Below are 14,623 nucleotides of genomic sequence, written 5' to 3'. Positions count from 1 at the left end.
TTCCATTTGTAATTAAGACTCTGCCGCTTTTAAGTCCTCTTCAACGGGATGCTTGCGGAAATAATAAAGCAGCACATAAACGACAGCTGCTCCCAGCACGGCGTAGACAAAAGTAAAGAGCATAAATAATACGCCGATTGAGCCTGTTGTCGTGACGACATCCGAGGTTTTCAAAAGGTGATAGATTACCCACGGCTGTCTTCCCGTACAGGCGAAAATCCAGCCGAATTCAATTCCGATCAAACTGAGCGGCCCCGCCGTTACGAAAATGACCAGCAGCCACGTCGGAAAGCGGTCTTTTTTCAATACTTTTTTCCATAGTAAGCCGACGATGGAGTAGAGGATAAGCACCATTGCTATTCCGACCATCCCGTTAAATAATGTGTGAATGAATAATGGAGGCCATTCATCTTTTGGAAAAGCATTTAAGCCTTTTACCACGGTGTCAAAGCTGTTTGCCGCCAAAAAGCTTAAGGCCCAGGGAACTTCAATGGCCCATTTTACCTTTTCTTCATTTGCATCCGTAAAGCCGCCGATCGCTAACGGCGCATGCGACCTGGTTTCAAACAGCCCTTCCGCTCCCGCCAGTTTTTCCGGCTGATATTTATAAAGCATTTGAGCTGACTCATGACCGTTCAGAGACGTAACCACAGAAAAAATTCCGCCGATGATCAAAGCGAGCAGCAGCGCCTTGCGGTGAAAACGGTAGACTTTTTCATTTTTTCTTGTTCGGATCATTTTGTAGGCGGCAATAGAAGCAACAATGAAAGCCCCGGTCATAAAAGCAGTCAATACAACATGGGTTGCAGTGACGAAAAAGCTAGGGTTAAAAAATGCCGCCCATGGATCAACATCCGTAATCTGTCCGTTTACGATTTTAAAACCGGCAGGCGTCCCTTCAAACGCATGGACATTTGTTATGAGAACAGCTGAAGCCGCCGCTCCGATTAAAACAAACACGACGGCGGTAATCCGCATCGCAGGGGTTAAACGGTCCGCAGCGTACACATAAATGGACATAAACAGCGCTTCTATGAAAAAAGCATAAATTTCGATCTGAAACGGAAGCGACATCACTCTTCCGATAACCTCCATAAAGCCGGGCCATAACAAAGCCAGCTGTGTTCCTGCGATGGTTCCGGTCGGGATGGCCACCCCCAGCAGGACAGCCTGCGCCTTTGTCCATCTTTTTGCCATAATCGCGTAATGATCATCCTTTGTTTTTTGGTAAATCAATTCCGCCATTAAAATCATGAGCGGCAAGCCGACACCCAGCGTTGCGAAAATGATATGAAAGCCCATTGTCGTGCCAAATAGACTTCTAGCCAAAACCAAATCATCCACCTGAATAAACCACCTTTCTTGTAGACGTTCTAATGTAATGTGGTTTTATTATTTGCTTCCACGATTAGATTATTCTTCCTATTGTTGAAAAACATCAGTTTATGATGCATGAAAATAGGGGAATTATATAGTAGCGGATCAGGCAGCCTGATTGACAAAGCGCATGATAGGTTGTAGAATAAAGCGTAATAATTACGATTTAGAAAGGGAGTTTATGATGAAAAAAGGAATCCATCCAGAGAGTCATCAAGTCATTTTCCAAGACGTGAACAGCGGATACCGCTTTTTGAGCCATTCAACTAAAAAATCGGAAGAGACTGCTGAGTGGGAAGACGGAAACACATATCCGGTTATCAAAGTGGAAGTAAGTTCAGATACGCACCCATTCTACACAGGCCGTCAAAAGTTTAATGAAAAAGGCGGAAGGGTCGAGCAGTTCAACAAAAGATACAATATGGGAAAATAGGACAAGCCGCAGGGTTTGTCTTTTTTTTGCACAAAAAGCCGCTTACAATCCTTTGTAAGCGGCTCTCTGTTATTGAGAAATAAACTTGGGCAGCGGGTCTTCAAACAGAGACCAGTCGGCCGTCATTTCTTCATCTGTGAGCAAACACGTGTCGAGTGAGGCGGTGATATCGGCTCGGTCCATTTGAATGCCGATAAAAACTAGCTCTGTCTTACGATCTCCATATCGCTCATCCCAGTTTTCGAGCAGCCCGGGATCATCCAGAAATGCTTCTTGGCGTTCCTCTTCAGAATAAGCGGCTATCCAATCTCCGGCTCCTTGTATCATAAGAGATGTTCCGGCCTGAGAAAGCAGCCCCGCTGTATCGTTTCTGCTCGCAAGCCAGAAAAATCCCTTAGCGCGTACGATATCTGTCGGCCATTTTTCCAGCCAGTTCATGAGACGCACGGGGTGGAAAGGTTTTTGTCTCCGATACACAAAAGAAGTGATCCCGTATTCTTCTGTTTCCGGCGTATGTTCTTCGTTTAGTTCTTTTATCCAGCCTGCGGACTGGCTTGATTTTTCAAAATCAAAGCGAAACGTATTCAGCAGCAGATCAGGTGAAATTCGCCCATAGGATACAGGGTGTATGATACTGTCTGTATTCAGTTTCTTCAGAACGGCGGTCAGCTGATCAACTTCCTGCTGGCTGAGCAAGTCAATTTTGTTCAATAAAATGACATCGGCAAACTCGATTTGATCAATTAGCAGGTCAGCAATCTCACGCTCATCCCCGGGGGCTGCCCCTTGTTTTCTGTCCAGCAAACTTTCACCTGAGGAGAAATCCTTCCAAAATCTATTGCCGTCAACAACTGTTACCATTGTATCTAATCTGCAAAGGGAAGTCACATCCGCTCCCAGCTCTTCGTTCTTATAAGTGAACGTCTGAGCGACGGGGATCGGTTCGCTGATGCCGGATGATTCAATAAGTATATAATTAATTCCGCCGGCTTCCGCCAATTTTTTGACTTCAAGCAAAAGGTCGTCCCGAAGCGTGCAGCAAATACAGCCGTTTTGCATCTCGACTAGCTTTTCCTCGGTTCGTTTCACATGTGTTTTTTTTATAAGAGCACTGTCGATATTGATCTCGCTCATATCGTTCACAATCAGAGCAATCTTCAAGCCGTGGGCTTCATTCAGCAAATGGCTCAGAAGAGTTGTTTTCCCCGCGCCTAAATAACCGCTCAGAACAGTAACAGGAATCCGCTTGTCCATAATAATCCTCTTTTCATAAATAAGAATAATTACGATTTAATCTTCATAAATGGTACAACACGGATGACGAAAATACAAGGTTTATGATATATTGATTAAAAAGATAAGAAAGGAATTGCCATCTTGAGTCTTCTTAATGACATTTTAGAATTTAATCAGACTTTCATTGAACGTAAGGATTATGAAAAATATCAAACATCTAAGTTTCCAGATAAAAAAGTAGCCATTTTATCCTGCATGGACACTCGTCTTGTCGAATTGCTGCCGCATGCGATGAATATGCGTAACGGTGATGTGAAAATTATTAAAAGTGCGGGCGCTCTCGTCTCCCATCCTTTTGGAAGTATAATGAGAAGCCTTTTGGTTGCGGTCTATGAGCTGAACGCGGACGAGGTCTGCGTTATCGGTCATCATGATTGCGGCATGAGCAAAATTGACAGTGAGAGCATGCTGAATAAGATTGTGGAAAGAGGAATTCCTGAAGAACGGATTCAAATGCTAAAGCATTCAGGGGTTGATTTTGACCAATGGCTGAAGAGTTTTGATTCTGTAGAAGAAAGCGTCACAGACAGTGTTAATGTGATTAAACACCATCCGCTGTTTCCTGACAATGTCCCTGTCCACGGTCTTGTGATCGAGCCTGAGACCGGAAAGCTTGATCTTGTGATCGACGGCTATAAAGAAATGAACTAGTGCTTGCGTTTTTTTTCAGGGACGGGGTCGACACCTCCCGGATGAAGCGGATGACATTTTAAGATCCGCTTCAGCGTCAGCCATCCTCCTTTTAGAGCGCCGTGCGTTTTGATCGCTTCAATTCCGTATTGTGAACAAGTCGGATAGAAGCGGCAGGACGGGGGCGTCAGCGGGGATATGAATTTTTGATAACATCTGATTAGACCAATGAAGATGGTTTTCATTTTCTCAGCAACCTTTCTGTTGCTAGTATAAAAAAAAATGCAGAAAATGAAAAGTTTTCTCCATAAATCTGATTGGAAAAGTATGTTATAATGAATGTACACTAGAAAAAGGGAGAGTGCCATTATGCCTTCAGTAGAAAGTTTTGAACTTGACCATAATGCGGTTGTAGCTCCATATGTAAGACATTGCGGCGTGCATAAAGTGGGAACGGACGGCGTTGTGAATAAATTTGATATTCGCTTTTGCCAGCCGAACAAACAGGCCATGAAGCCTGATACCATTCATACACTTGAACACTTGCTCGCTTTTACGATTCGGACGCACTCTGAGAAATACGATCATTTTGATATTATTGATATTTCGCCAATGGGTTGCCAGACGGGCTATTATCTTGTCGTCAGCGGTGAACCGACTGCTGAGGAAATCGTTGATTTGCTTGACGCGACTTTGAAGGAAGCGGTTGAGATTACAGAAATCCCTGCGGCAAACGAGAAGCAGTGCGGCCAGGCGAAGCTGCACGATTTAGAAGGCGCAAAACGCCTCATGCGCTTCTGGCTGTCACAGGATAAAGAAGACCTATTAAAAGTATTTGGATAAAAACAAAAGACCTTTTTGCCTGCTGCAAAAAGGTCTTTTTTATATGTTTTGAAACATTCACAATTTAACCGTGTGATTTAGTGTAAGCGTTTGCTAGAATAAGGTAAACGATGAAAAAGGGTGATGGGATGAAAAAACTGATATTTGCAGGATTGTGCAGCGGTGTTTTTTTGCTTTCTTCTTGCGGAAATGCCAAGGATGAAGCTAGTTCAAGTGATGTCCCAAAGGCTTTGGAAGTAAAGCTTACCGGACCGGAGGAAGTTCAGCCTAACGAGAAAGCGGCTTACCAAGCAGCGGTCGTTTACGGTGATGAGCCGGTCACAGACGCAGATGAAGTCGAGTTTGAAGTATGGAAGGAAGGTGAAAAAAGCAGCAGCAGTCAATTTAAAGCAAGCAAGAAAGAAAAAGGAGTATACCGCTTTGAAACTGATTTTAAAGATGACGGTTTGTATATCGTTCAATCCCACGTGACGGCTAAACAGCAGCATAGTATGCCGACCATTCAAGTGCGCGTCGGGGATGCCGAAACCGATAGCGGTTCCTCCGGCAAAGAAACAGATGAGCATTCACATCATCACTGACGTTTTGATTGATGAGGCAGTTTGGAATTTTCGTCTTCAGGAGAATCAACGGTATGTTTAAAATCATAGGCTTTCACCGTCGTCCATATGGATAAAAACAATACGGCAAGCACGATCAGAAACCCCACGCTCATGAGCAGCAGCATGAAAAAACCTCCTTTTTCACAATTGTAACATAGTGGAAGAAAATATGGCAGGCGGCTAAAAAAATAGGTTTTAGCGTACGATAAAAGGGGTATATCAATACTAAACACAAGGAGGACGATAAAAATGTCAGACAAACTAATTCAAGCAGTCAATAAACAAGTAGCCAACTGGACTGTCATGTATGTGAAACTACATAATTATCATTGGTATGTAAAAGGGAAGGATTTCTTCACACTGCATGAAAAATTCGAAGAACTTTATAACGAAACCGCTACCTACATTGATGATTTAGCAGAGCGTCTGCTTGCGTTAAATGGCAAGCCGATTGCAACAATGAGAGAATCGCTGGAAACAGCCTCTGTGAAAGAAGCAGATGGAAATGAAACGGCGGAACAAATGGTGCAAAGCGTGTATGATGATTTTACCGTTATTGCAGAAGAGCTTAAAAGCGGTATGGATTTAGCAGATGAAGTCGGCGACGAAACGACGGGAGATATGCTGCTTGCAATCCATCAAAACATTGAAAAGCATAATTGGATGTTAAAAGCATATTTAGGATAATTACCACATGTAAGCCGGACGCTTAAAAGCGTGTCCGGCTTTTGATTTGCCTTTTAAAATTGGGCGAGAACCAGTCCAATTTTCTGTGAAATCCAGTCCGTTCCTCCTTTTTCTCATAGAATATGGTAAGGCCGTTTCTGTGAAAGGATGTTGGGACAAATGGATAGAGACTTTGGCATCTTTTCGTTTTTTGCTGTCAGTGTATCAGCAGCGGGGTTTTTCTTTGGCGGTTTTCAGTATTCATTTTTGATTTTGCTTTCTTTAATGGCGATTGAATTTATCAGTACGACCTTAAAGGAATCCATTCTGAACAAACTGACGTTAAGAAATGCTTTTGCCCGTCTTGTCAAAAAAATAGTGACGCTCTCTCTTATCTCTGTTTGCCATTTTTTTGATCAGCTTATGAAAACAGAAGGGTCGATGCGTGACTTGGCCATTATGTTTTATATTTTATACGAATCTGTGCAAATCGTGATTACGGCAAGTTCTCTCGGGGTTCCGGTCCCGCAGATGCTGATTGACCTTTTGGACACATTAAAAAATAAATTCCGCCGCAAACCGTAACTTTTGCCTGTCGGCTGGTCATAATAAAGCAATAATGGACAAAGGGTGATCAGGTGTGACAACAAAAAGATATTATATCTCATTACAGGACGGGCTGATTTCTCAGAATTCAGACGCATCACCGTGGCAGTTTACTATTATGGCGGATGAAGATGACGTGTTAGCTTTACGTGAATATTTTGATCAGCTTTATCTCTCAGATCGGAATAGTTTTCTTCGGGCGCATGTGCCTTTTGTTGAGTATCATTATGACTCGCAGAATGATCAGGCAGACCGCATTCGCAAAGAACTGTACGAGCTGATTTATAAACTGGGTGATGATCCCACGCGTTCTTTTATAAGCGAAAACGGTCTGATATGAAAACTGAGACAAGATTCCCTGCAACACGCTTAACCGGCTGATTTTTTGATAAAAAGCTTCCGAAGAAACGTAACTATGGTATGATGTAGGGAAGATAGCACGGTGCGGATTAGAGGGATAAATATGTACGAGTTTAAAGACTATTATCAAAATACTGTTCAGCTTTCATTTGAGGATCAGCCTTTTTCAGACAGCCCGAAGCATGTCTGGGTCATCTGCCGTTACGGTGGCCGATGGTTATTGACAGAGCATGAAGACCGGGGATATGAGTTTCCGGGCGGAAAAGTAGAACCTATGGAGCGCGTGGAAGAGGCGGCGGTTCGTGAAGTGAAAGAGGAAACCGGAGCATCAGTGAAAAAACTTCACTATGTAGGGCAGTATAAAGTGCTTGGGAAAGAAAAAGTTATCGTGAAAAACATCTATTTTGCGGACATTGAAAAGCTTGAAAAACAAACCAGCTATTTTGAAACGAAAGGTCCGGTTTTGTTCAGTGAGCTTCCGGAACATCTTCCGCGAAATAAAAAATTTAGTTTCATTATGAAGGATTCAGTGCTTCCGATCAGTCTCAAAAAGCTGCGGGAAGACGGATTCATTGATTGAAAAAGACCCGGCGCCGCAGGCCGGGTCTTTTTTAGCGGTGATCGCTTCGTCCCTTCGTCCATTTCTTTTCTAACAGCTCTACCCCTTGGTACATAAGCGTCGCGAATATCGCGATGATGAACAGGCTTAAGAATACAAGCGTGAAGTTGAACACCTGAAATCCATAAATAATCATATAGCCCAACCCTTTAGCTGAAACAAGGAACTCCCCGACGATGACACCAACCCATGATAAACCGACATTCACCTTCAGTGTTGAGATAATAGCAGGAGATGATGCCGGCAGGATCACTTCTTTAAAAATGACACGTTTTTTGGCGCCAAATGTATTCATCACTTTCAAATAGTTTTCGTCTACTTCCTGAAAAGCTGTGTAGACCACAATGGCAGTTATAATGACACTGATCACTGCTCCCATCGCAATGATGCTGATAAAGCTGGGACCGAGGGCAACGATGAGGATCGGGCCAAGCGCTACTTTTGGCATCGCATTTAAAACGACAAGATAGGGGTCAAAAATCCGCGCCAATTTATTCGACCACCACAATAATGCAGCGAGACATGTGCCGAGAAACGTACCAAGCAAAAAGCCGAGTACGGTTTCAAATAAGGTGACTCCGATATGTTCTCCTAAAGAGCCATCCGCTATTTTTTCTATAAACAAGCTCCACACCGCAGACGGAGAGCTGAAGATCAATGGATCAATCCATCCTGCTTTGCTGGAAATCTCCCAAGATGAAAAAAAGACGAGAAAGATGGCTAATTGAAAGGTATGCACCTTCCATTTCTCTCTTTTATGTTTTTTCTGAAATTGCTGATGGAGCACTTCAATACTCTCTTTGCTGCTTTTCAAGGGAATTCAGCTCCTTCCATATGGTCTGAAACAGCGGTTGGAAGGAAGGGTCCTGCCTCGCGTCAAATGGGGGCATTGCTGCCAGTTCTTTAGGAACGGTGAAAATTTGATGAATAGTTCCGGGCTGATTAGAAAAGAGAAAGATGGTATCGCTCATCGCGATGGCTTCACCGATGTCATGAGTGACGAGAATCGCTGTTTTTTGATACTCCTTCAACGTGCGGAATACAAGGTTTTCCAAGCTCAGCTTCGTTTGAAAATCAAGTGCAGAAAATGGTTCATCGAGGAGCAGCAGACTGGGATTCGGAGCAAGCGTTCTGGCTAACGCCGCGCGCTGGCGCATACCGCCTGACAGTTCTTTTGGATATTTCTTTTCAACGTCATACAGTCCGAGTTCTGGCAGAAGACTGAGTGCTTCCGCCCTTTTTTCGTCAGTCAGTGTTTTCGCGATTTTTAATCCGAGGAGCACATTATCTTCAATTGATTTCCAAGGAAATAAATAATCTTGCTGCAGCATGTAGCCGATGTTGTGTTCTTTTTGGTTAGGTTCTTGGCCTTCTATCAGAACCTGGCCTTCCGACGGTGATATGATACCGGCAATAATGGAAAGCAGGGTCGTTTTTCCGCAGCCGCTCGGTCCGAGAAATGAGATGAAATCACCCTTCTCGGCATCAAAATGAATATCCTTTACCGCTGTGGTTTTTTCCTTTAAAGAGAAATAAGTATGAGTCACATGGTCAACATGTAAGAAAGACATGAATGGCGCCTCCTATTTTTCTGAGGTGACTTTTTTCGCAATTTTTGTATCTACAAGCTGGCTGTATGGAATATGCTTCGGCAGTTCTTCGGCTTGATCCATAATCATTTGGAGCTGCTCCCATTCCTTTTCATTAAGGAGAGGGTCTGTTGAAAATGAGTTCTGCTTTTTATAGCGATCAATAGACGCTTCGATGATCTCCGGCTCTGTATCGTCAAATTCGCTTTGAATGGCTTCTGCGATTTCCTTTGACGAATGCTTTTCCACCCACTGCTGCGCTTTATACACGGCGCGGGTGAATTTTTCCGCTGTTTCTTCATGTTCGGTCAGGTAGCTTTTTTTTGCCATAAACGTTGTATAAGGGACCCTGCCTGATTCTTCACCGAATGAAGCGACGATATGTCCGATGCCTTCTTTTTCAAAAAGGGAAGCGGTCGGTTCAAATAATTGGACATAATCACCCGTTCCGGAGGCGAATGCATTTGCGATATTCGCAAAGTCAATGTTCTGAATGAGGTCAACGTCTTTCTGCGGATCAATATTGTGTTTATTGAGTACAAATTCGCCCGCCATCTGAGGCATTCCGCCTTTTCGCTGTCCGAGGAAGGTCTTTCCTTTAACCATATCCCAGTCAAAGTTTTCAATATCTTCTCTCGCTACGAGAAAGGTGCCGTCAGTCTGAGTGAGCTGGGCAAAATTAATAACCGGGTCTTTGGCTCCTTGAGATTCCACATAAATGGATGTTTCAGACCCGACAAGCGCAATATCAGACCCGTTGGAAAGAAGTGACGTCATCGTTTTATCGCCGCCCCAGGTTGTGTTTACCTCGATATCCAGTCCTTCTTCTTTAAAAAAACCTTTTGAAACTGCAACATACAAAGGTGCATAAAAAATCGAATGGGTGACTTCAGCCACTTTGACCTTCGTCAGTTTTGCCTCTTGCTTGCAGGCTGACAGGGCAAAGATGAGAAAAGCGCTGCACACAATGGCACAGCCTGTTTGGATCCATTTGTTCACCGGGGTTAACCTCCTTATTCGAGCATCATATCAATATACTTTTTCGCTTTACATATCGTATGATGGGTATAAAAATGTGTGAATGCCCAGTGCACTCTCATAGGTAAAAGATCATTTATTTTTAAAGCACTGGAAAGAATAAAGAAAAAATGATGAAGGAGGCAGCAGATTTGCTAGTTGAGAAAAAAAGGTTCCCGTCTCCTAATCAGCATGTGCGTTTATATACAGTCAGCTATCTTTCAGACGGGTTAAAAGTGAAGGGATTGCTGGCGGAACCTGCGGCGCCCGGGATGTATGACGGCTTTTTATATTTGCGGGGCGGGATCAAAAATGTCGGAATGGTCAGGCCGGGGCGGATCATCCAGTTTGCTTCTCAGGGATTTGTGGTTTTTGCGCCTTTTTACAGAGGGAACCAGGGCGGAGAGGGCAACGAGGATTTTGCCGGAGAGGACAGGGAGGATGCCTTTTCTGCTTTTCGTCTGCTTCAAGAACATCCGAAAGTAAAGGCGGGCAGAGTCCATATTTTCGGATTTTCACGCGGGGGGATCATGGGTATACTGACTGCGATTGAAATGGGGAAAAGTGCCGCTTCTTTTGTGTCATGGGGAGGCGTCAGTGATATGTTCCTGACCTATGAGGAGCGGAAAGATCTGCGCAGAATGATGAAGCGGGTAATCGGGGGCACGCCGAAAAAAGTGCCGGAGGAATATGAACGGAGGTCGCCGTTTGATAAAACAAACCGCATTCAGGCGCCAGTGCTTTTGATCCATGGGGAAAAAGATCAAAACGTGTCCATTCAGCATTCCTACTTATTGGAGGACAAATTAAAACAGCTGCATAAGCCGGTGGAAACATGGTACTTCAGCGGGTTTACGCACTATTTTCCCCCGCAGCAAAACAGACGTATCGTACGGGAGCTCACACAATGGATGAAGAACCAGTGAGCGGACGGATTATGATATGATGGAAGAGAAAAAGAGAACGAAAGGGGTTTTCAATTTGGGAATGCCTGTTGAATTTAATACAATGATTGTAACGAAGGGTAAAGAAGAACGGATAGAGGAGAATATATTCCGGCTTGAGAAAGAGGGGTACCGCATTTATCCTCTCGATATTCCGATGGATGTACGGAAGACCAAGTTTGGCGAGAAGTCGGGAACGGCTGAAGTGCAAAAGCTTGAGTGGTCAAACGGCCGGACAGGCATTACATACAAACTGACTTCTCTGCATTCCACAAATTAAAGAAAAGGTCAAGAGCGAAACAAGCTCTTGGCCTTTTGAAAAGCAATCTTTAAAGGAGCGGACCGCCAGCTTCTGCAATCGCGCCTGTATGTGAGAATTTCTTGAAGTTTTCTTTGAATTCATTAGCCAGGTAAACTGCTTTTTCTCTGTACTCTTCTTTGTTTTTCCATGTTTTTTCCGGCTGAAGGACGTCATCAGGAACGCCTGGCACATGAACCGGACTATGAAGACCAAAGACAGTATCCGTCTTCATCTCTGCATTCTCCAATTCGCCTTCAATTGCGGCTCTGACCATTGCACGTGTGTAAGAAAGCTTCATGCGTTCTCCGACGCCGTAACCTCCGCCAGTCCAGCCTGTGTTGACAAGGTAAACCTGCACGCCGTGTTCATCAATCTTCTTCCCAAGCATTTCAGCGTATACATGGGCAGGCAGCGGCAAGAACGGTGAGCCAAAGCATGTGGAGAACGTGGTCTCTGGTGAAGTGACGCCCCGTTCGGTTCCGGCCAGCTTACTTGTATAGCCGCTTAAGAAATGGTACATCGCCTGTTCCTTTGTCAGTTTGCTGATTGGCGGGAGTACGCCGAATGCGTCGGCCGTCAGAAAAACAATGGCAGACGGGTGACCGGCAATGCTTGGTGACACGATGTTGTCAATCATATCAATCGGGTAAGCGGCACGAGTGTTTTCCGTATAAAAAGAATCATCGTAGTTTGCCTCACGCGTCTGATCATCTATGACGACATTTTCAAGCACTGATCCGAAACGAATCGCGTTGAAAATCTGGGGTTCCTTCTCCTCGCTTAAATGAATACACTTGGCGTAGCAGCCGCCTTCTATATTAAAGACGCCCGTATGGGACCAGCCGTGCTCATCATCGCCGATCAGCTTGCGGTCTGAACTTGCGGATAATGTTGTTTTTCCGGTGCCTGACAGACCGAAGAAAAGAGCGACGTCTCCTTCCCGGCCCACGTTGGCTGAACAATGCATCGGCAATATATTCCGTTCAGGCAGAAGGTAATTCATAATTGAGAAAATGGATTTTTTCATTTCACCGGCATATTCTGTCCCGCCGATTAGAATGGTTCGTTTTTCAAATGAAACGATGATAAATGTTTCAGAATGTGTGCCGTCCGTTTCCGGGTCTGCTTTAAAATGAGGCGCGGAAAGAATGGTGAACGGCTGTTCAGCGGTTTTTTTATCATTTGTTTCCGGTCTGATAAAAAGCTGTCTGGCAAATAAATTGTGCCATGCAAATTCATTTACGACAGTGATCGGCAGCCTGTATTTTTCATCTGCGCCTGCAAAACCTTCGAAGACGAACAATTCATCTCTTTCTTTCAGGTAGTTGACGACCTTTGTGTACAGCCGGTCAAATGCTTCTTCTGATATCGGCTGGTTCACAGAACCCCAATCAATCTTATCCTTCGTGCTTTGTTCCTGTACGATGAATTTATCCTTAGGAGAACGCCCGGTATAAGCGCCGGTTGTGGCCCTCACGGCGCCTGTCGATGTTAATGTGCCTTCATTTCGGGCAATTACTTTTTCGGTGAGCTGCGGAACGGATAAATTATGCTGCACGTTCGGACTTGTTAATAAGAGCTGCAAATCGGCGGTTAAATCAACTGAGTTCATAGAAACCTTCCTTTATCTTTTATTGTGTCTTGCCATTTGTAAAATAGTATAACACATTAATACCAATAGTCTATACTATTTGATGTTTTTTTGTGTGTGTTTTTGAAACGCACTTTTGAAATAAAGTCTGCTAATTCCTGTTTCTTGTTGACACCATAAACACTTATAAGATAAGATATTTTATTGAGCGGATACTCTTATCCCGAGCTGGCGGAGGGACAGGCCCAATGAAGCCCAGCAACCGGTTTCTCTTTAAAAAGCATGTGGAAACACATGTGGGACAACCAAGGTGCTAACCTGTTGCAAGGTTATTTATTCCTTGAGCGATAAGAGTGAAAGGCACACACAACCAACCCTTTCCTCAAGTGGAAAAGGTTTTTTTATTTCATAAATATGCCAATTAACATTCTCTAATATAAAGTATGACATTGTATAAGAGGGAGCGAGTTCCGTATCATATATAAAAGGCCTATCGGGAGGTCTTTTGCCAGGAGGAAGCAAATCATGAGTAAAAATCGTCGTTTATTTACATCAGAATCTGTTACGGAGGGGCATCCGGATAAAATCTGTGACCAGATTTCGGACAGCATTTTAGATGAAATTTTAAAACATGACCCTAATGCGCGTGTTGCTTGTGAAACGTCCGTTACAACAGGTTTAGTGCTTGTCAGCGGAGAAATCACAACATCCACGTATGTTGATATCCCAAAAACGGTGCGTGAAACGATCAAAGAAATTGGTTATACGCGCGCGAAATACGGATTTGACGCTGAAACATGCGCTGTTTTAACGTCTATTGACGAGCAGTCCGCCGACATCGCGATGGGTGTGGATCAGGCGCTTGAAGCCCGTGAAGGCACAATGAGCGATGCTGAAATCGAAGCGATCGGTGCAGGAGACCAAGGCTTAATGTTCGGTTATGCGTGCAACGAGACTAAAGAGCTTATGCCGCTTCCGATTTCATTGGCGCATAAATTAGCGCGCCGCTTGAGCGAAGTACGCAAAGAAGATATTCTTCCTTACCTTCGTCCGGACGGAAAAACTCAAGTAACTGTGGAATATGATGAGAACAATAAGCCGGTCCGTATTGACGCGATTGTTATTTCAACACAGCATCACCCTGAAATTTCGCTTGAGCAAATTCAGCGCAATCTTAAGGAGCACGTCATTAATCCTGTCGTTCCTGAGGAATTAATTGATGAAGAAACAAAATACTTCATTAACCCGACAGGACGTTTTGTAATCGGCGGACCTCAAGGAGATGCCGGTCTTACAGGACGTAAAATCATCGTTGACACGTACGGCGGCTATGCACGCCACGGCGGCGGCGCGTTCTCAGGTAAGGACGCAACGAAGGTAGACCGTTCAGCGGCATACGCAGCTAGATATGTAGCGAAAAACATTGTGGCAGCGGGTCTTGCGGATTCTTGCGAAGTGCAGCTTGCTTACGCTATCGGTGTTGCGCAGCCGGTTTCCATATCCATTAATACTTTTGATTCAGGAAAAGCTTCTGAAGAAAAGCTGATTGAAGTTGTACGCAATAACTTTGATCTGCGCCCGGCCGGCATTATCAAAATGCTTGATCTGCGCCGTCCGATCTATAAACAAACGGCTGCTTACGGTCACTTCGGACGTCATGATGTTGACCTTCCGTGGGAGCGTACAGATAAGGCTGACCAGCTTCGCAAAGAGGCTTTAGCAGAATAATTATATAGCCGCTTACTTATA

19 protein-coding genes and 1 riboswitch are annotated in these 14,623 nt (G+C 44.2%); of the genes, 11 read left to right on the top strand and 8 right to left on the bottom strand.

Annotation, left to right across the window (positions count from 1 at the left end; all coding sequences use genetic code 11):
* Nucleotides 1-12 precede the first annotated feature (12 nt).
* A complete protein-coding gene (locus AAHT65_RS00980) occupies nucleotides 13-1,344 on the bottom strand; it encodes a cytochrome ubiquinol oxidase subunit I (RefSeq protein WP_003324933.1) in 1,332 nt (443 codons plus the stop codon).
* Nucleotides 1,345-1,561: 217 nt separating this feature from the next.
* Here AAHT65_RS00980 and AAHT65_RS00975 point away from each other — a divergent pair, with 217 nt between their 5' ends.
* Entirely contained in the window at nucleotides 1,562-1,810 is a 249-nt protein-coding gene (locus AAHT65_RS00975; protein WP_003324934.1) for a type B 50S ribosomal protein L31, read from the top strand.
* Nucleotides 1,811-1,879: 69 nt separating this feature from the next.
* Here the strand turns inward: AAHT65_RS00975 and AAHT65_RS00970 are convergent, their stop codons facing one another.
* Entirely contained in the window at nucleotides 1,880-3,064 is a 1,185-nt protein-coding gene (locus AAHT65_RS00970; RefSeq protein WP_277713779.1) for a GTP-binding protein, read from the bottom strand.
* Between the two features lie 123 nt (nucleotides 3,065-3,187).
* Here AAHT65_RS00970 and AAHT65_RS00965 point away from each other — a divergent pair, with 123 nt between their 5' ends.
* Entirely contained in the window at nucleotides 3,188-3,757 is a 570-nt protein-coding gene (locus tag AAHT65_RS00965; RefSeq protein ID WP_010789593.1) for a beta-class carbonic anhydrase, read from the top strand.
* Here the strand turns inward: AAHT65_RS00965 and yidD are convergent.
* Nucleotides 3,754-3,981: a membrane protein insertion efficiency factor YidD gene (gene yidD / locus AAHT65_RS00960; protein WP_003324939.1), complete on the bottom strand. Its 228-nt coding sequence runs from the start codon at nucleotides 3,979-3,981 to the stop codon at nucleotides 3,754-3,756. The two genes, AAHT65_RS00965 and yidD, sit on opposite strands and share 4 nt — an antisense overlap.
* 124 nt (nucleotides 3,982-4,105) lie before the next feature.
* On the opposite strand from yidD, the gene AAHT65_RS00955 reads away from it, so the two are divergent.
* Together AAHT65_RS00955 and AAHT65_RS00950 are read left to right on the top strand one after the other, a co-directional pair.
* On the top strand, nucleotides 4,106-4,579 hold the full coding sequence (locus AAHT65_RS00955) for an S-ribosylhomocysteine lyase (protein WP_003324940.1): 474 nt from the start codon (nucleotides 4,106-4,108) through the stop codon (nucleotides 4,577-4,579).
* Between the two features lie 128 nt (nucleotides 4,580-4,707).
* Complete coding sequence (locus tag AAHT65_RS00950) at nucleotides 4,708-5,160, top strand: FixH family protein (protein WP_003324941.1); 453 nt, start codon at nucleotides 4,708-4,710, stop codon at nucleotides 5,158-5,160.
* Here AAHT65_RS00950 and ytzI read toward each other — a convergent pair.
* Nucleotides 5,154-5,306, bottom strand: a complete 153-nt coding sequence (gene ytzI / locus AAHT65_RS00945; protein WP_010789591.1) for a YtzI protein — start codon at nucleotides 5,304-5,306, stop codon at nucleotides 5,154-5,156. The two genes, AAHT65_RS00950 and ytzI, sit on opposite strands and share 7 nt — an antisense overlap.
* A 124-nt stretch (nucleotides 5,307-5,430) precedes the next feature.
* Here ytzI and AAHT65_RS00940 point away from each other — a divergent pair, with 124 nt between their 5' ends.
* From AAHT65_RS00940 to ytkD, 4 genes are all read left to right on the top strand, one after another.
* Nucleotides 5,431-5,868, top strand: coding sequence for a Dps family protein (locus AAHT65_RS00940; RefSeq protein WP_003324943.1), 438 nt, complete (start codon nucleotides 5,431-5,433; stop codon nucleotides 5,866-5,868).
* A gap of 159 nt (nucleotides 5,869-6,027) precedes the next feature.
* Nucleotides 6,028-6,432 carry a phage holin family protein gene (locus AAHT65_RS00935; RefSeq protein WP_003324944.1) on the top strand — a complete coding sequence of 135 codons (405 nt, stop codon included), beginning with the start codon at nucleotides 6,028-6,030 and terminating at the stop codon, nucleotides 6,430-6,432.
* 55 nt (nucleotides 6,433-6,487) lie between these two features.
* Nucleotides 6,488-6,793: a hydrolase gene (locus tag AAHT65_RS00930; RefSeq protein WP_088117813.1), complete on the top strand. Its 306-nt coding sequence runs from the start codon at nucleotides 6,488-6,490 to the stop codon at nucleotides 6,791-6,793.
* A gap of 123 nt (nucleotides 6,794-6,916) precedes the next feature.
* Nucleotides 6,917-7,393, top strand: a complete 477-nt coding sequence (gene ytkD / locus AAHT65_RS00925) for an RNA deprotection pyrophosphohydrolase (RefSeq protein WP_343310843.1) — start codon at nucleotides 6,917-6,919, stop codon at nucleotides 7,391-7,393.
* Between the two features lie 31 nt (nucleotides 7,394-7,424).
* Here the strand turns inward: ytkD and AAHT65_RS00920 are convergent, their stop codons facing one another.
* From AAHT65_RS00920 to AAHT65_RS00910, 3 genes are read right to left on the bottom strand one after another with little or no spacing between them, the layout of a single operon-like run.
* Nucleotides 7,425-8,246 carry an ABC transporter permease gene (locus tag AAHT65_RS00920; protein ID WP_343310842.1) on the bottom strand — a complete coding sequence of 274 codons (822 nt, stop codon included), beginning with the start codon at nucleotides 8,244-8,246 and terminating at the stop codon, nucleotides 7,425-7,427.
* Nucleotides 8,221-9,003 (bottom strand): ABC transporter ATP-binding protein, encoded by a 783-nt coding sequence (locus AAHT65_RS00915; RefSeq protein ID WP_343310841.1) that lies wholly within the window; start codon nucleotides 9,001-9,003, stop codon nucleotides 8,221-8,223. Before AAHT65_RS00915 ends, AAHT65_RS00920 begins: the two co-directional genes overlap by 26 nt.
* A gap of 12 nt (nucleotides 9,004-9,015) precedes the next feature.
* The gene (locus AAHT65_RS00910; RefSeq protein WP_343310839.1) at nucleotides 9,016-10,020 is read right to left on the bottom strand and encodes an ABC transporter substrate-binding protein; all 1,005 of its coding nucleotides are present in this window, start codon (nucleotides 10,018-10,020) and stop codon (nucleotides 9,016-9,018) included.
* 170 nt (nucleotides 10,021-10,190) lie between these two features.
* Between AAHT65_RS00910 and AAHT65_RS00905 the strand changes: the two genes are divergently transcribed.
* A complete protein-coding gene (locus AAHT65_RS00905) occupies nucleotides 10,191-10,964 on the top strand; it encodes an alpha/beta hydrolase family protein (RefSeq protein ID WP_106270688.1) in 774 nt (257 codons plus the stop codon).
* Nucleotides 10,965-11,019: 55 nt separating this feature from the next.
* The gene (locus AAHT65_RS00900) at nucleotides 11,020-11,262 is read left to right on the top strand and encodes a DUF2584 domain-containing protein (RefSeq protein WP_003324952.1); all 243 of its coding nucleotides are present in this window, start codon (nucleotides 11,020-11,022) and stop codon (nucleotides 11,260-11,262) included.
* Nucleotides 11,263-11,311: 49 nt separating this feature from the next.
* Here AAHT65_RS00900 and pckA read toward each other — a convergent pair whose 3' ends face one another.
* Nucleotides 11,312-12,895 carry a phosphoenolpyruvate carboxykinase (ATP) gene (gene pckA, locus AAHT65_RS00895; RefSeq protein ID WP_343310838.1) on the bottom strand — a complete coding sequence of 528 codons (1,584 nt, stop codon included), beginning with the start codon at nucleotides 12,893-12,895 and terminating at the stop codon, nucleotides 11,312-11,314.
* A 194-nt stretch (nucleotides 12,896-13,089) separates the two neighbouring features.
* Nucleotides 13,090-13,228: riboswitch (SAM riboswitch) on the top strand.
* 171 nt (nucleotides 13,229-13,399) lie between these two features.
* Here pckA and metK point away from each other — a divergent pair.
* Complete coding sequence (gene metK, locus AAHT65_RS00890) at nucleotides 13,400-14,602, top strand: methionine adenosyltransferase (protein ID WP_010789582.1); 1,203 nt, start codon at nucleotides 13,400-13,402, stop codon at nucleotides 14,600-14,602.
* The last annotated feature ends 21 nt before the right edge of the window (nucleotides 14,603-14,623 follow it).

The organism is Bacillus atrophaeus, assembly GCF_039519175.1.
Lineage (GTDB): Bacteria > Bacillota > Bacilli > Bacillales > Bacillaceae > Bacillus > Bacillus atrophaeus.
Note: the sequence above shows the minus strand (reverse complement) of the source record. Positions and strands in the feature narration are given on the sequence as shown.

Excerpts from the sequence above, each read along its gene's own strand:
- AAHT65_RS00970 (WP_277713779.1), bottom strand. The coding sequence starts at position 3,064 with ATGGACAAGCGGATTCCTGTTACTGTTCTGAGCGGTTATTTAGGCGCG.
- AAHT65_RS00975 (WP_003324934.1), top strand. The coding sequence starts at position 1,562 with ATGAAAAAAGGAATCCATCCAGAGAGTCATCAAGTCATTTTCCAAGAC.
- AAHT65_RS00950 (WP_003324941.1), top strand. The coding sequence starts at position 4,708 with ATGAAAAAACTGATATTTGCAGGATTGTGCAGCGGTGTTTTTTTGCTT.
- AAHT65_RS00915 (WP_343310841.1), bottom strand. The coding sequence starts at position 9,003 with ATGTCTTTCTTACATGTTGACCATGTGACTCATACTTATTTCTCTTTA.
- pckA (WP_343310838.1), bottom strand. The coding sequence starts at position 12,895 with ATGAACTCAGTTGATTTAACCGCCGATTTGCAGCTCTTATTAACAAGT.
- ytkD (WP_343310843.1), top strand. The coding sequence starts at position 6,917 with ATGTACGAGTTTAAAGACTATTATCAAAATACTGTTCAGCTTTCATTT.
- AAHT65_RS00955 (WP_003324940.1), top strand. The coding sequence starts at position 4,106 with ATGCCTTCAGTAGAAAGTTTTGAACTTGACCATAATGCGGTTGTAGCT.
- yidD (WP_003324939.1), bottom strand. The coding sequence starts at position 3,981 with ATGAAAACCATCTTCATTGGTCTAATCAGATGTTATCAAAAATTCATA.
- AAHT65_RS00940 (WP_003324943.1), top strand. The coding sequence starts at position 5,431 with ATGTCAGACAAACTAATTCAAGCAGTCAATAAACAAGTAGCCAACTGG.
- AAHT65_RS00935 (WP_003324944.1), top strand. The coding sequence starts at position 6,028 with ATGGATAGAGACTTTGGCATCTTTTCGTTTTTTGCTGTCAGTGTATCA.
- metK (WP_010789582.1), top strand. The coding sequence starts at position 13,400 with ATGAGTAAAAATCGTCGTTTATTTACATCAGAATCTGTTACGGAGGGG.
- ytzI (WP_010789591.1), bottom strand. The coding sequence starts at position 5,306 with ATGCTGCTGCTCATGAGCGTGGGGTTTCTGATCGTGCTTGCCGTATTG.